The organism is Acidithiobacillus sp., from assembly GCF_023255755.1.
Classification (GTDB): domain Bacteria; phylum Pseudomonadota; class Gammaproteobacteria; order Acidithiobacillales; family Acidithiobacillaceae; genus Acidithiobacillus.
In genome coordinates this window covers 17,708-32,217 of record NZ_JAGDVS010000164.1, presented here as the reverse complement: position 1 = coordinate 32,217, position 14,510 = coordinate 17,708, and the positions used below count along the sequence as shown (strand labels likewise).

Here is a 14,510-nt window from a genome sequence, read left to right as displayed (position 1 = left end):
CAGTCGACACCGCTTGAGTGGCCGGAAGGCAGGGGACGTGATTATGGCGAACGTAGAAATTGGAATAGAGGGCATGACCTGCGCCTCTTGCAGCAGCCGGGTGGAGCGCACCCTGAACCGCTTGCCGGGGGTGCAGGCCGCGGTGGTGAATTTGAGTACGGAACAGGCCACAGTGCAGTACGATCCGACGCAGATTACCCCTGACGCACTGACTGCGGCCATCACAGAAAGCGGCTACACGCCCGTGATCGCGGAGACGGAACTGGTTATCGAAGGGATGACCTGTGCGTCCTGCGTGGGGAGGGTGGAGCGCAGTCTGCGCCGCCTGCCCGGCGTGCTGGAGGCGACGGTCAATCTCGCCACAGAACGGGCGGCACTGCGCTATCTGCCGGATACTCTGGACCAAAACACCTTGATCGCCGCAGTGACCGCGGCCGGATATGGGGCGCGCACGGTGCTGGAGGATGTGGCCGTCGCTGACCGCAAAGCGCAGGTCATCCGCGCCATGCGCCGGGATGTCGTCATCGCGGTGGTGCTGGCTCTCCCCATTCTGCTGCTCTCCATGGGCATGGCGCTGGTTCCGGCACTGGATCGTCTGCTGGGCCGCCTGGAGCTTTTTCCGCAGTTTTGGGCCTGGGTGCAGGCGGGATTGGCGACGATCGTGCTGGCGGGTCCTGGTCGGCGATTTTTCCGGCCGGGTTTTCTCGCCTATCGCCATCTGTCGCCGGATATGAATTCCTTGGTAGCCACGGGAACTGGAGCGGCTTGGCTGTATAGCATGCTGGTCCTCGTGGCGCCAGACTGGTTCCCCACCAGTGCCCGGCATGTCTATTTTGACTCCGCGGCAGTGGTGATTGCGGCGGTTCTCTTCGGTAAATATCTGGAAGAACTGGCGAAGGGAAGGACTTCCGCAGCGATCAAGCAGTTGCTGGGTCTGCAGGCAAAGGAGGCCCATGTGTTGCGCGACGGCGAGGAGTTGCAGGTGGCGATCGGCGCCGTTGTTCTGGGCGATCAGGTGGTGGTCAGACCGGGGGAACGTTTGCCCGTGGATGGCGTGGTCGTGGATGGCGACTCCCACGTGGACACAGCTATGCTCACCGGCGAACCACTGCCAGAGCATAAAAAGCAGGGTGATCCGGTGGTGGGCGGCACGGTGAACCGCGAGGGGCGTCTGCTGATCAGGGCGACCTCGGTGGGCCGGGATACGGTGCTGGCGCAGATCATCCGGCTGGTGGAGCAGGCGCAAACGGGCAAGTTACCGATTCAAGGCCTGGCGGATCGGGTGGTGCGAATTTTTACACCGCTGGTGATCCTTATCGCTCTGCTGAGCTTTGTCTTCTGGCTGCTGTTCGGGCCGCCGCCCGCGATCACCCTCGCCATGCTCTCGGCGGTGGCGGTGCTGGTGGTGGCCTGCCCCTGTGCGATGGGGTTGGCGACCCCGGCGGCGGTGATGGTCGGTACCGGACGCGCCGCGGAACTGGGGGTGCTTTTTCGCAAGGGGGAGGCACTGGAGTCTCTGGCAGCGGTGGATACGGTTTGCCTGGATAAGACCGGGACCCTGACCTATGGGCGTCCGGCGGTGACGCAGATTGAGGCGACGGATCCCGGGTATTTATTGCAGATGGCTGCTGCCGTGGAGAGTGCTTCCGAGCACCCCCTGGCACACGCGGTACTGGTGGCTGCGGGCGAGCGTCATCTGGATCTCCCGGCAGTGCGTGATTTTATGGCATCCCCGGGGAAGGGTGTGCAGGGCAGGGTGGATGGAGAGATCGTGCTTGCAGGTACGTTAGCCTGGATGCGTGAACACGGGATCATTATGCCGGAGTCTTCTGCGGGCGATTTGCAGCAGACCGGCAGGACCATCGTCTATGTAGCCAGGGATGGCCGCCTGCTGGGACTGCTGGGGATCAGCGATGTGGTCCGGCCGGAATCTGCCCAGGTGGTCCGGGCGCTCAGGGCGTTGGGCTTAAGGGTGGCGATGGTGACGGGCGATGCCGAGGCTGCGGCCCGGGTGATTGGCGGCCAGTTGGGGATTGACGAGATCTATGCGCAGGTATTGCCGCAGGATAAGGCGGAGATCGTGCGTCAACTACAGGGAAAGGGCCGCAAAGTGGTTTTTGTCGGGGAGGGCATCAACGATTCGCCGGCGCTGGCGCAGGCGGATGTGGGCATGGCCCTCGCCTCAGGTACGGACATCGCGATGGAGGCGGCGGATATCACGCTTACCCATGGAGATCTGGGGGGGGTCATTACCGCGATTCAGGCGGCACGCCAAAGCATGCGGACCATTCGCGGTAATCTGTTCTGGGCTTTTTTTTATAACATTCTGCTGATACCTGTTGCTGCCGGTGTGGCTATTCCCTTCGGAATTCAGCTCAACCCGATGCTTGCAGGCGTGGCCATGGGACTGTCTTCGATTTTTGTACTCAGCAACAGTCTGCGGCTGAAACGTTTACAGCCCTGGGCGGCAGCACCCTGAGCACCAGGCGGGTGAATGGAGTATGCTGAGGCATTCTCCGTGTATTGTCAGGTGATATGTGGCGCAAAATCCGTGGCAACGTCCGGTCAACAGAAATGTCTGGGTGTTGTGGAAGCTCAAGCCGTTTTTGCTGACCCGTCGTGTGTATCTGCTGTTCTATGCACTGGCCCTGTTGCTGAGCGCCGCCAGTGCGCTGGTGCTGCCGCAGGGCGCGCGCTGGATTCTTGATAAGGGATTTCACAGCTACCCGGCGCTGCTGTGGATCAGTGCCGCCCTGCTGGGATTGGGACTGTTCACTGTCGCCATGCGCGCCCTGCGCGATGCCCTGGCCACCTGGATCGGACAAGGTGTGGTGGCGGACCTCCGTACTATGGTGTTCAGTCATGCCTTGCATTTGCCTGCTGTTTTTTATGAGGTTTTTCGCACCGGAGAGGTCATTTCCCGGCTCAGCAGCGATGTGACCATCCTGCGTTTTGGCTTGACCGGGGTACTGGGGCGCAGCCTGCAAAGTGGCATTACCCTGATCGGGGCGCTGACGCTGATGGCCGCCACCCTGCCGCAACTGATCATCCCCGGCTTGGTCGCCTTACCTCTGCTGGTGCTCATCAACCTGAAATCCGGCCGCCTGCAACGTCGCTACAGCCGCAACGAGCAGGACTACCTAGCTGATCTGAGCGCGCATACGGAAGAGTCGGTCAATGGTATCCGGGTGATTCAGGCGTTGACCCTGGAGCCGCAGACGGAGGAACATTATCGGCGCGATATCCGGTTGTTACTGGGGCAAGTCTGGTCCCGGGTGATGGTGCAATTGTGGTCCACCTTTTTGACCGGCGGGCTCGTATTCCTGGCGCTCAGTGTGATGCTCTATTGGGGTGGGTTGGCCGTGTTGCGCCACGAAGTGGGGATCGGGGTGCTGGCGGCTTTTCTGCTCTACGCCCTGATGGCAGCGACTTCTCTCGCCGCCCTCGGCGAACTGTGGGGCAGCATGGCGCGTTTAGCCGGGGCGACGGAGCGGCTGTTGGCCCTGCTGGATGAGACGCCGGAGGCAAGTGCACCTGTCTCCTCCATACAGGATGCAGCGCCACCTCATGTGAACGACGGACTGCTGGCGCAGCGGGTAAGGCCCGCCCGCCTGCGTCTGGATGATGTATCTTTCAGTTATCCGTCACGTAGCGATTGCCACGCGATTGCAAATATCTCTTTCGACATTGCCGAGGGAGAAACGATGGCCTTTGTGGGTGCCTCTGGTGCTGGTAAAAGTACGTTATTTTCCCTGTTGTTGCGCCATTATCAGCCGAGTCGGGGCCACATTTTGCTGGACGGGGTCGATATTAACACCTTGCCGCTCCATTCGTTGCGGCAACAACTGGCGGTGGTGCCTCAGCATCCGGTGATTTTCTCCATGAGTATTGCGGAAAACATCATGATGGCCCGTCCGGACGCGAGCGAGGCTGACCTTCTGGAGGCGGTGTGTGCGGCGCGGGTGGATGAATTTTCTGATCGTCTGAAGGGGCGGCTGCAGACCCATGTGGGGGAGAAGGGCGTTACTTTGTCGGGCGGGCAACGTCAGCGTATTGCCATTGCCCGGGCCATTCTGCGTAATCCACGCGTACTGATCCTGGATGAGGCCACCAGTGCCCTGGATGCAGAGAACGAACGCATTATTCAGGAGGCGCTGGGCAATCTTACCGCTCAGCGCACCACCCTCGTTGCGGCACATCGGTTGGCGACGGTTATTCATGCGTCACGTATTGCGGTGCTGGATAAGGGAAGGCTGGTCGCTGTGGGGAATCACCGGGAGCTTTTGGATTCTTGTCCGATTTATCGTCAGTTCGCGCAATTGCAGCGCTTGCATGAGGGAGTGGAAGATATGCCGGAACTCCAAAAAGTTCGTGCGTGATCGGGCTTGGCGAACTAAAGTTGAGACGAAGAGTCTCATTTCAAATGAGCAGCGCGTTTTTTATAAACATGAGTGGGGTACCGCATATCGGGTGTATTGGTGGCAATCTAGGGAGGGAGGCCCTGTATGAGTACGGATTTTGAGCAAAATATGGCCTGGATCAGGCGGGCACAAACAGACATGAAGGCTTTTGTGGAAGGGTTGGCGACGCGTCTTGAGGGTGACGTGCCGGGTTTTGTGGAGGTAGAGCGCAAGAAGGACGGATTCTTTGCGAAAACCAGCCACATTGAGTCAATTATTATCCACACCAATAATAACGACTATATCCTCAAAAAAGAGGGCGCCCATATCAGCACCGTGCGCGCGAAAACCGTGCGCGGCGTAGTGCTCAAACACGAAGATTTATCGTTATCCGTCTGGCTGGAAAGTTTAGTCGCGGATCTGGCTGATCTCTCCGGCGAAATGCAGGGCGCCAGCAATACCTTGCACGACTTTCTTATGGGGTAATCTGAAGGAGGGTTTATGTCCATTTGGGACAAGATCAAACACGGCATCGAGGAAGTCGCACATGATGCCCAGCGTGCCGCAGAAAATATCGGTCAGAGTGCCAGCAAAGGCATTCGCTCACAAACCCCCGAAGAAATGCAGCGTTACTCCGAATGGGAACTGGCGCTGCGCCAACACCGCCTCCCTTCTTTCGTTCAAAGCCGCATGTTTCAGACCAGCCAGGGGCGATTGCCCTGGATCAGTACGGCGAAGGCGTCCGAGTTGCTGCTACAGCGCAGCCACGGTGTGCAGCCCATTGGTATGGTGACCGGCAACTGCTGGTACCATTTTGGTTATTCCTGGACCCAGGGGCACTATGATGGCTGGCACACGGCGGTAGAGCGCATGCGCCTGGAGGCGCTGGCCGTGGGTGCGAATGCCATCGTCGATGTGCGGATGAAGGTGCATCATGGTGAGCACGAAGATATGGATTATGGCGTTACCGGCACGGCCATCCGCATTCGCGGTCTGCCACCGTCCGCGGAGCCGGTCGTGGCGACGGTGTCGGCACTGGAGTTTGTACGGCTGCTGGAAGACGGGGTGGTGCCTGTGGGTATTGCTATAGGTGCCAATTTTGACTGGTACAGCCCGTGGATGGGTACCGTAGCTGCGCAGGCCGCTCAGTCTTCTCCCTTTGCGGCACGCTACTGGAATATGGAAATCACCGACCTGTCGGCATTCCAGGAAAATGTCCGCCGTCGTGCTCTCTACGATTTACGTGAAGATGGACGGCGTATGGCGGCTGCGGTACTGGCCCATACCAGCACTACCCAGATGTTCCATGTCGCCGGAGATCAGGACAACCCAGAACGCTTTCTTTGCCGACACATCAGTATTGGCACGGCCATCAGTTATTTGCCGCAAAATGTCCCCCAGCACGAGTTGATTCCGATGATTTCACTCCTTGACCATCCATTGAAAAGTGCCACCACGACACGAAAGGATCTTATATGACTGATACCGCTGAACAACTGGCTCCTCATGCCATCGAACGTCTGAAAGGCTTGCGTTCGCAGGGCAGTCACGAAGGCATATTTACCTCCGATCTTTCCGTCAATGAATTCGTTATGGTCCGTAAGGCCAATTTTGAGCCTTTAGGGCTGGTGGTGGGTTCCTGCATTTACCACATGGGTATTCAGTATGGTAACTGGAATCAGAACATGGAGATGGATGTGCTGTCCCAGGCGATGTACCAGGCCCGCGAACTGGCCATGAGTCGCATGGAACAGGAGGCTACCTTGCTACAGGCGGATGGTATTGTTGGTGTGCGCCTGGAAGTCAAACGCATGGAATGGGATCAGGAGATTCTCGAATTTATGGCGATTGGTACGGCTATCGCGCACCGTAGCGGCGCCTCCGGATTTAAGGGGGTGGGGGGTAAACCGTTCACCAGCGATCTCAGCGGGCAGGATTTCTGGATGTTACTACAGGCGGGCTATCGGCCGATGGAAATGGTGATGGGCTCCTGTGTGTATCATGTCGCCCATCAGGGCCTTTTGAAATCTCTGGGCAATGTGGGGCGCAATACCGAAATGGAGCAATTTACCCAGGCTATGTATGACGCGCGTGAGCTGGCCATGGAGCGTATGCAGCATGAGGCCCAGGAGGCCCAGGCTGATGGCATTACCGGCGTGCAACTGCATGAAGGTAGTCACAACTGGAAGCCGCATGTCATTGAGTTTTTTGCGGTGGGCACGGCAGTGAAGGCCATGGAGAATGCGGATGCACTGGTCGATGGTCTGAGTCCGCAACTGGTGATCCCGGTGAATGATTGATGCAGTGAACAGCACGATGCTGTCCTAAGGAGTGATCTGATGTCGATCTTTAAGCGTGCCGCAGAAATACTGGAAGGCAAGGTGAATCATTTTCTCGATAATGCGGAGGACCCTGCAGAAGCCCTGGATCTTTCCTATGAGAAGATGGTTACGAATTTGCAGGATACCAAAAGACATCTTGCCGATGTGGTGACCGAACGGGTCTCTCTGGAAAACCAGATGGCGCAGGCGCAGAAAGCGTCCGATAAAGCCGACGCCGATGCCCGTATGGCGCTGGGCGCCAACCGGGAAGATCTGGCGCGCGCTGAATTGGCCCAGAAGCAGTCCGAATTGCAGAAGATCGCTTCCCTCAAGGAAGCGCATGATACCGTCGCCGCCCAGGCGCAGAAGCTGACCGATTACGAGAATAAGCTGCGGGACCATATCGAGCAGTTCAGAACCCAGAAGGAAGTGACCAAGAGTGAGATGACCGCGGCGCAGGCGGAAGTCAAAGTCAGCGAGTCGCTCACCGGTATTGGCAAAGGCATGGATGACGCCGGTGATGCCATGCGCCGCGCTCAGGGTCGTACTCAGAACATGGAGGCCAAGGCAGCGGCCATGGATGGGCTGATGGAATCTGGTGCGCTAAATGATCCTTTGGATAGCCGTAGTCAGATCGAGAAAGAGCTGGATAACGTGCGCGCTACGAGTGGTGTGGATGATGATCTCGCCAAGCTCAAAGCGGAAGTGGCGAAGGATAAAGGCACATCGGCGAGTGGTGCCAGCGGTAGTTGAGGATCCTGGTTGGGTTGTTGGGGCGGAGGATTGACCGAGCCCCCTTCTGTGGGTATATTACGCCCTCCACGCGCTCGTAGCTCAGCTGGATAGAGCAACTGGCTACGAACCAGTAGGTCGGCGGTTCGACTCCGTCCGAGCGCACCATGTAAAACAAGGGCATTGAGGTATATCCTCTTTGCCCTTTTGTTTTTTTTGGTTGGTTATCGCGTCGGTTACCCCTTGCTTTGATCCCGGTCTGTGAAGGAGATATCTGTTGCGTATTGGTAGAACGGTTCAGCATGCGCCCGCCGTGGATGCTACCCGGATCACGGCCTTGTTCTCGCCCTGCAGGACCTGGCGATACCGGCTTACCCTCCCGTTTTCCGGCCGCGCGGGGGATATGATCGCCGTTTTTCTGAAAAATCCTTCCAGCGCGAACGAAATAGCCGCCGACAAGACCGTACGCACGGCCTCAGAGTATGTCTGGCGCAAATTTCCGCAAGCGGGCGGGTTGCACATTTTGAATCTTTACGCCTTACGCGGCACTGACAGCAAGGAAGTAGGCGGTGTGCTGCGACAACGGGGCGAGTCCTATGTCATAGGTCCGCAAAATGACGCCACCATTCGTGAAACACTTGGTGCGAGCTCTGCTGTCATTGTTGCTTGGGGTGGCCATGCGGGCATTCCGCCTGCCCTTTACGACAAGCGCGTTGCACGGTGCCTCGAAATTTTGTGCGAGAATCAGCCAGCCATTTGGAGAAACGGGAGAAAGGGATCAGACAAATATCCATTTCATGCGTGCTACTGGGCTTATGATGATCGCCTGACGCCTGTACAAATGCCTTAACGATATCTGCTCAGGGCGACACATGGATGATCATGACAGCCAGGACGATGGTGATACTCAGCAGAATGACTCCGTAGAGGCCATAGAGGAATTTGTGGACATGATAACTACCTTCGTCTACTTTTTTGACCGTGCGAATGAAGTTGATACCACCAATCACCAGATTGGTGACCCCGAGAAGAATGAAAACAATGCCCATCCCGGAAAAACCTGCTCCCGTCACGAGTTTGGTATGGAGCATGAGGGAGAGCTGCTCCAGAAAGAAGTCGAACTTCTCAATGACGAAACCAAAGGCGATCAGGCCGATGCCTGTGCGCACCCAAGCCAGGAAGGTGCGTTCGGCAGCCATATAAATGCGCGGATCAATGATTTCTTTCGCAGCCACGGGAGGTCCTTTTCCGATGTGTTCCAAGTCTGACATAAAACGAAATCCTACCACAAAAATTAGGATGATGGCGGGCCAACTGAGCCAATAGAAAGTTTCAGTAAAAAAGTCTCCCAGCGTGGCGTAGTGGAGCGCCTTAAACAGCATCGCCAGACGTGCAGAGACCAGGCCGGTACCTATAGAGACGAAGAGGAGCTTGAAATAGCCCAGGTAGGTGCGCTCCAAGGCCATGTAAAGACGCGGTTCCTGCACCGTCGGCAGGTGTCTCAGGAACATCATGACTAAGGTAACCGTCTTTGGTGGGACATTGGGTGCGCGATATGGGCTAAGACCGGAGCGCAGTGTAACGTGAAAAAATGGGTGTGAGAAGATCAAAAAATGATTGACCCTGATGCCTTTGATTGGTATTTTGTGCCCTCTCCAGATGAGAGGCACTCATTTTGGGCGGTTAGCTCAGTGGTAGAGCACTGCCTTCACACGGCAGGGGCCAGTGGTTCGAACCCACTACCGCCCACCAAATAAACAGTGGCTTGGCAAGAAATGCCAGGCCGTTTTTTTGTCATCACCCGGTTTACCGCGCCAATTCTTTGAGTGCGTAGAGCAAATCCAAGGCCTGCCTGGGGCTGAGTTGGTCCGGTTCCATCTGACTTAATCGATGCACCGCCGGGTGCGGAGCGGCCTGGAAGAGGGACAACTGGGCGGGCGCTGTATTGCGGGTTGGCTGCTGGGCGGTTTCTTCCAGTAGACTGAGCCGATGGCGGGCGCGTTGCACGACCGGGTCAGGAATCCCGGCAAGCTTGGCAACCGCCAGTCCGTAGCTCTGCGCGGACGGGCCACCCTCCACCCGATGCAGGAATACGACCTGATCCCCTTGTGTCAAAGCATCGAGATGGGCGTTACGCAAGCCGGGAAGATCCATCTCCGTCAATTCAAAATAGTGGGTGGCGAAGAGCGTGCAGGCGCCCCGTTCCACCAGTGCTTCGGCCGTGGCCCAGGCGATGGAGAGACCGTCATAAGTGGCGGTGCCCCGCCCGATTTCATCCAGGATCACCAGGCTTTGTGCCGTAGCGAGATGGAGGATGCGCGCTGTTTCGCTCATTTCCACCATGAAGGTGGAGCGACCACCGGCCAGATCGTCGGCAGCACCGATGCGGGTAAAAATCTGGTCGATGGGGCCAATGATGGCTTCGCGGGCAGGCACCCAGCTGCCGATGTGGGCGAGCAGGACGATGAGCGCTGTTTGCCGCATGTAGGTGGATTTGCCGCCCATATTGGGACCGGTGATCAGCAGCATCCGCTGCTCTTTATCAAAATCGAGATCGTTGGGCACGAAATTACTGCCGATCTGGGCTTCTACGACGGGATGGCGGCCGTCGCGGAGATGTAAAACCGATTCTGTGACGAAATGCGGGGCATACCAGTGCAGGGTGATGGCGCGTTCAGCCAGCGTGCTGAGACCGTCCAGTTCGGCGACGGCGGTCATGGCGTCTTGCAGGGCCGGCACTTCGGGGGCTGCCGCTTCCAGGACTCGCATGAAGAGCAGGCGCTCGCGGCTCAGGGCCAGACTCTCTGCCGAGAGAGCCTGATCTTCGATTACTTTCAGGGCGTCATTGATGTAGCGTTCCGCGTTCTTGGTGGTTTGGCGGCGGCGATAGTCGTCGGGAATGGGTCCTTGGTAGCTGCGGCTGATTTCGATGTAAAAGCCATGCACCCGGTTGAACTGGATTTTAAGTTGGGCGATGCCGGTGCGCTGGCGTTCCTGCTGTTCCAGATCACGCAGCACCTCCTGCAAATTCTGGCTGAGCTGCTGCAGTCGATCTAACTCGGCGTCGTGGCCTGCACGAATGTAGCCACCATCCCGCTGGGTCATGGGCGGGGCATCCACTAAGGACTCTTCCAGCAGTGTGCGGAAGGCGGCAAAGAGCGGTATGCGCTCCTGATAAGCAGTTAGTGCAGGATGCCCTGTTTCTTCGAAGGCGGCGCGCAGCGTGGGTAGCGCCTGCAAGGTGCTGCGGAGTTGGGCGAGATCACGGGGGCTCGCCCTATTCAGGGCGACGCGGGTGAGAATGCGTTCCGCGTCCGCGATACCGTGCAAGGCCTTCTGAATGGCAACCGGCCCGCTGCCTTGGATGAGCGCTGCGACGACTTCCTGACGGGCCGCAAGCACGGGTCCCTGGCGTAGTGGTCGCAGAAGCCAGCGACGGAGCAAGCGGGCGCCCATAGCCGTCTGGGTTTTTTGCAACAAGGTGAGCAAAGTGGGACCATTCCCTTGTAGGCTTTCCACCACTTCCAATGCCCGCAAGGCGGTCGCGTCCAGATAGAGCTCTTCTTCAGTGCGCTCCGGATGAATTCGTTGAACTTGGGTCAGGCTGCTGCGTAGTTGGGTCTCGGCATAATTCAGGAGTGCGGCGGCGGCGCGTAAGGCGAGGGGCCAGTCATTGCACCCGAAACTCGCCAGTCGTCCCCCAAAATAGCGTTCAAGTACTGCCTCGGTGCGCCGAGTTTGAAAGCCGGTTTTCTCCAGGAGTTGCAATTTTTGCGGGTCGATTCCGACTGGAAGCGACGTCTCTTCCGGGGCAATGATTTCTGCGACGGGACGCCGCGCTATGGTATCTGCGATGGCGGTGTCGGCTACCTCACTCACCATGAGGCGTCCTCCGGCGGCATCCAGCCAGGCCAGGCCACAACGCGGACCGTCCGGACAGAGGGCCAGGAGCAGAGGCTCCTGGCCGGCATCCAATAAGGCACCGTCAATGATGGTACCGGGGGTGATGACCCGCACGATGGCGCGTTCCACAGGACCTTTGGCGGTGGCCGGATCGCCAATCTGCTCACCGATGGCCACCCGTTCGCCCAGACGCACCAGTTTCGCGAGATAGCCATCTATGCTCTGGACGGGTACCCCCGCCATAGGAATAGCCTGTCCTGCGCTCTGTCCGCGGCTGGTGAGGGTGATGCCGAGAAGGCGGGCGGCTTTTTCAGCATCGTCAAAGAATAGCTCGTAGAAATCCCCCATGCGATAGAAAAGCAGCGCATCCGGGCATTGTTCCTTCAGCCCGAAATACTGGCGCATCATGGGGGTGTGGTTTTGCAGAGAGGTGGAATCAGTCATGGTTTATAAAACGGGAAAAGGCGATGTCTGACATCCCCGGTGGCGACATGGCAAATAGTGCTTGCCATGCTTTCAGAAAATCGTCCTTCCCACCGATGCAGGAAGGACGCGGTAATCAATCGCGACTGCCCCCAAAGATTTCGAGCAACGCCATGAAGAGGTTGATGATGTCCAGATAAAGCCCGACCACCAGCAGGACCGGCTCCTGAATGCCGCCGCGGATCATGCGCTGGGTGTCAAAAAGGATCAGGCCGCTGAAGACCAGTACCAGCACGCCAGCAATGGCCAGTTGCAACGCGGGGATATGGAACAGGAACATGTTCAGCAAAGAGACCACGATGGCCAGCACCAGGCCGGTGATCAGGAAGCCGCCGATGTTGCTGAAATCCCGTCGGGTGGTCAGGGCATACGCGGACAGTCCAACAAACATGGCTGCGGTAGTACCCAAGGCCTCGGCGATGATTGAGGCGCCACCCGGCATCCGCAGATACATCTCAATGGCCGGACCCATCATCATGCCCATGCCACCGGCGAACAGGAAAACCAGCGGAACCGCAAAGGGACTGCGGTGGGCGCCAGTGTACTGCACTGCAAAGAGCAGGGCGAAGGAGCCGATCATCAGGATGAAGGGATGCTGGTAGGCGAATGCCGAGTGCATGCCATACACAGAGGCAATGGCAGACACCACGAGCGTGGCCGCGAGCAGCGCATAGGTTTTGCCCATGAGTGCGCCGATAGATGTGCCTCTGCTGGCCCCCGCCGGATTCATACTGTCCGGAAACTGGTATGGGTTCTGATTCTGGTTCATGTCTGACTCCTGTGAACGAACACGCTGGCATGATAACGTAAATTATGTTTTTTTGCTCCTCTCTTTATGAATGGGGTTGCTGGATGAAAAAAGCAACGTCTGGATAAAGTACTCGTACAAACAATGAGATGTTGTGTTTTCCGTAGGGTTCCACCGGGCATTGGCGCTTGCCCATTGCGAAGCAGGCATTTACCCTGCATCTTTTCGCCGGATCCGGGATGAGGTTTTGCATGCGCGCATTGATTTTTGATACCGAAACGACGGGCCGTGTGGAGCCTGATCTGATTGAGGCAGCCTGGCTGGCGGTGAGCGATCTGAAAACGCTGGAGGTGGAGGAACAATTCGTGCAGCGTTACCGACCGGCCAAGCCCATTGAGATGGGAGCGATGGCGGTACACCATATTCTCGAGGAAGATCTGCTGGAAAGCCCGCCCGCCAGCAGCTTTCAGTTGCCCGAAGACACAGGGTATCTCGTCGGCCACAGCATTGATTATGACTGGGGCGTCATCGGCAAGCCGGACGTCAAACGTATCTGCACTTATGCCATGACCCGCAAGCTCTGGCCCGAGGTGGATAGCCATTCCCAGTCGGCATTGATGTATCACTTCAGCAAGGATAAGCACAAAACCCGGGATAACCTCAAAAACGCCCACTCGGCACTGGCGGACGTGAAATTTTGCCGGATTCTTCTGAATAAGGTCATCCTCTCGGTGCGGCCCAATTCCTGGGAAGATTTATGGGAGTTCAGCGAGCGCGCACGGATTCCCGAGACGATGCCTTTCGGCAAGCACAAGGGCGTGAAGATTGCCGATCTGCCCGATGATTACCGACGCTGGGCCCTGAATAACCTTACCGATATGGACGTTTATCTGCGCAAGGCGCTGGAGGCCTGAGCTTCGGTAACGGCGTTTAATAGCACGGCGCCAGTCTCTGCGGCGCTGTGGCCCGCGGCGATGAGCCCGTCTTCGTGACCGGCCATCCGGATGAGCAGGGGTAACCGCCCCTGTCTGGCGAGATGAAATACGGCCAAGGCCATGGCGGGGGTGCCATATTCAGCATCGAGCGGAGTGGCCGGTAACCCCAGGGCCGCGGTCTGTTGCCAGAGCAGCGGATCGTGAATGTGGAAGACCCAGCGAATTTCCGGATGGGCGTCATAGCAGGCCGCATGGCTGAGGGCTTCAGAGGAGGGCGGCTGTGGTCCTTTGGCCCAGATCTGGTTGTGGACGATATCCCAGCGGGTCACCTGACAGAAATGCTCCGGTGCCAACGTGGCGAGGTGGCCGGTCTGGGTGGCGGTGATCAGAAAACCGCCGTAGCAACGACAACTCACATTGCCAAAACCGATGCCGTCGTAACGGGCGGGATCGGCGCCGATCAGGCCGCGGACATATAGTACGTCGCGCCAATGACCGAGAATGGCCCGCTCTGCGCAGGCGATGACGGGACCGGCCTGCCAGTCCAGGTGAAATTTGCTGACGCCCTCCTGAGCCATATTTGTCCTTAGCGTTTGACGAAAATGCGTTGTAGCAGGCGATACCAGCCGGGTGCGGATTCCGGCACCCGCGCCTTTGAAGCCGGTGAACTGCGGGGTGGTAAGGGTGCGTCCGGCGGATAAATATCGACCAGGGTCGCGCCCCAACTGCTGCGGTCATTGGCCAGACGGAAATTCCGGACCATGGGCTCGCGGCGGAGCAGCGCGTGAACGGTCTCGCGCAGCACGCCTTTGCCCTTGCCATGGATGATACGAATTTCCGTGATTTGGGCGGCGCGGCAGGCCTGGAGATATTCGCGCAGCAGGTCGGGTACCTCCTGCGGGCGGAAGGCGTGCAGGTCGAGCACGCCGTCAAGGGGTGCTTGTGCGGGACGTGTCTCGGTGGCGGAGCTTTCCATAGGGCTGCGCTT

The 14,510-nt window shown here is 58.1% G+C and carries 13 protein-coding genes and 2 tRNA genes; 10 read left to right on the top strand and 5 right to left on the bottom strand.

Annotated elements, in window-relative coordinates:
- Window positions 1-43: 43 nt before the first annotated feature.
- The 8 genes from Q0C48_RS11565 to Q0C48_RS11530 all read left to right on the top strand — a co-directional run bounded on the left by Q0C48_RS11565 (window position 44) and on the right by Q0C48_RS11530 (window position 8,303).
- Window positions 44-2,479, top strand: coding sequence for a copper-translocating P-type ATPase (locus Q0C48_RS11565; RefSeq protein WP_291524496.1), 2,436 nt, complete (start codon window positions 44-46; stop codon window positions 2,477-2,479).
- Window positions 2,480-2,537: 58 nt separating this feature from the next.
- Entirely contained in the window at window positions 2,538-4,379 is a 1,842-nt protein-coding gene (locus Q0C48_RS11560; RefSeq protein WP_291524494.1) for an ABC transporter transmembrane domain-containing protein, read from the top strand.
- A 126-nt stretch (window positions 4,380-4,505) separates the two neighbouring features.
- Window positions 4,506-4,886, top strand: coding sequence for a hypothetical protein (locus Q0C48_RS11555; RefSeq protein ID WP_291524492.1), 381 nt, complete (start codon window positions 4,506-4,508; stop codon window positions 4,884-4,886).
- 15 nt (window positions 4,887-4,901) lie between these two features.
- Complete coding sequence (locus tag Q0C48_RS11550; protein WP_291524490.1) at window positions 4,902-5,879, top strand: heavy metal-binding domain-containing protein; 978 nt, start codon at window positions 4,902-4,904, stop codon at window positions 5,877-5,879.
- Entirely contained in the window at window positions 5,876-6,700 is an 825-nt protein-coding gene (locus Q0C48_RS11545; RefSeq protein ID WP_291524488.1) for a heavy metal-binding domain-containing protein, read from the top strand. Before Q0C48_RS11550 ends, Q0C48_RS11545 begins: the two co-directional genes overlap by 4 nt.
- A gap of 39 nt (window positions 6,701-6,739) precedes the next feature.
- Complete coding sequence (locus tag Q0C48_RS11540) at window positions 6,740-7,474, top strand: PspA/IM30 family protein (RefSeq protein WP_291524487.1); 735 nt, start codon at window positions 6,740-6,742, stop codon at window positions 7,472-7,474.
- 70 nt (window positions 7,475-7,544) lie between these two features.
- A tRNA-Arg gene (locus Q0C48_RS11535) sits at window positions 7,545-7,621 on the top strand.
- Between the two features lie 145 nt (window positions 7,622-7,766).
- A complete protein-coding gene (locus Q0C48_RS11530) occupies window positions 7,767-8,303 on the top strand; it encodes a DUF1643 domain-containing protein (RefSeq protein WP_291524485.1) in 537 nt (178 codons plus the stop codon).
- 10 nt (window positions 8,304-8,313) lie between these two features.
- Here the strand turns inward: Q0C48_RS11530 and Q0C48_RS11525 are convergent, their stop codons facing one another.
- Window positions 8,314-8,967, bottom strand: a complete 654-nt coding sequence (locus tag Q0C48_RS11525) for a DUF202 domain-containing protein (RefSeq protein ID WP_291524483.1) — start codon at window positions 8,965-8,967, stop codon at window positions 8,314-8,316.
- 163 nt (window positions 8,968-9,130) lie between these two features.
- Between Q0C48_RS11525 and Q0C48_RS11520 the strand changes: the two genes are divergently transcribed.
- A tRNA-Val gene (locus Q0C48_RS11520) sits at window positions 9,131-9,205 on the top strand.
- A gap of 54 nt (window positions 9,206-9,259) precedes the next feature.
- Here Q0C48_RS11520 and mutS read toward each other — a convergent pair.
- Both mutS and Q0C48_RS11510 read right to left on the bottom strand, forming a co-directional pair.
- A complete protein-coding gene (gene mutS / locus Q0C48_RS11515) occupies window positions 9,260-11,800 on the bottom strand; it encodes a DNA mismatch repair protein MutS (protein WP_291524481.1) in 2,541 nt (846 codons plus the stop codon).
- 115 nt (window positions 11,801-11,915) lie between these two features.
- A complete protein-coding gene (locus tag Q0C48_RS11510) occupies window positions 11,916-12,608 on the bottom strand; it encodes a Bax inhibitor-1 family protein (protein WP_291524479.1) in 693 nt (230 codons plus the stop codon).
- Between the two features lie 230 nt (window positions 12,609-12,838).
- On the opposite strand from Q0C48_RS11510, the gene Q0C48_RS11505 reads away from it, so the two are divergent.
- Window positions 12,839-13,501, top strand: a complete 663-nt coding sequence (locus Q0C48_RS11505; RefSeq protein WP_291524478.1) for a DUF3820 family protein — start codon at window positions 12,839-12,841, stop codon at window positions 13,499-13,501.
- Here Q0C48_RS11505 and Q0C48_RS11500 read toward each other — a convergent pair.
- Window positions 13,474-14,100, bottom strand: coding sequence for a class II aldolase/adducin family protein (locus tag Q0C48_RS11500; protein ID WP_291524476.1), 627 nt, complete (start codon window positions 14,098-14,100; stop codon window positions 13,474-13,476). The two genes, Q0C48_RS11505 and Q0C48_RS11500, sit on opposite strands and share 28 nt — an antisense overlap.
- An 8-nt stretch (window positions 14,101-14,108) precedes the next feature.
- Window positions 14,109-14,498 carry a Smr/MutS family protein gene (locus Q0C48_RS11495; protein ID WP_291524474.1) on the bottom strand — a complete coding sequence of 130 codons (390 nt, stop codon included), beginning with the start codon at window positions 14,496-14,498 and terminating at the stop codon, window positions 14,109-14,111.
- Between the last annotated feature and the right edge of the window lie 12 nt (window positions 14,499-14,510).

Coding starts and splice junctions, on each gene's coding strand:
- Q0C48_RS11565 (WP_291524496.1), top strand. CDS start 44: ATGGCGAACGTAGAAATTGGAATAGAGGGCATGACCTGCGCCTCTTGC.
- Q0C48_RS11555 (WP_291524492.1), top strand. CDS start 4,506: ATGAGTACGGATTTTGAGCAAAATATGGCCTGGATCAGGCGGGCACAA.
- Q0C48_RS11550 (WP_291524490.1), top strand. CDS start 4,902: ATGTCCATTTGGGACAAGATCAAACACGGCATCGAGGAAGTCGCACAT.
- Q0C48_RS11545 (WP_291524488.1), top strand. CDS start 5,876: ATGACTGATACCGCTGAACAACTGGCTCCTCATGCCATCGAACGTCTG.
- Q0C48_RS11540 (WP_291524487.1), top strand. CDS start 6,740: ATGTCGATCTTTAAGCGTGCCGCAGAAATACTGGAAGGCAAGGTGAAT.
- Q0C48_RS11525 (WP_291524483.1), bottom strand. CDS start 8,967: ATGATGTTCCTGAGACACCTGCCGACGGTGCAGGAACCGCGTCTTTAC.
- mutS (WP_291524481.1), bottom strand. CDS start 11,800: ATGACTGATTCCACCTCTCTGCAAAACCACACCCCCATGATGCGCCAG.
- Q0C48_RS11510 (WP_291524479.1), bottom strand. CDS start 12,608: ATGAACCAGAATCAGAACCCATACCAGTTTCCGGACAGTATGAATCCG.
- Q0C48_RS11505 (WP_291524478.1), top strand. CDS start 12,839: ATGCGCGCATTGATTTTTGATACCGAAACGACGGGCCGTGTGGAGCCT.
- Q0C48_RS11500 (WP_291524476.1), bottom strand. CDS start 14,100: ATGGCTCAGGAGGGCGTCAGCAAATTTCACCTGGACTGGCAGGCCGGT.
- Q0C48_RS11495 (WP_291524474.1), bottom strand. CDS start 14,498: ATGGAAAGCTCCGCCACCGAGACACGTCCCGCACAAGCACCCCTTGAC.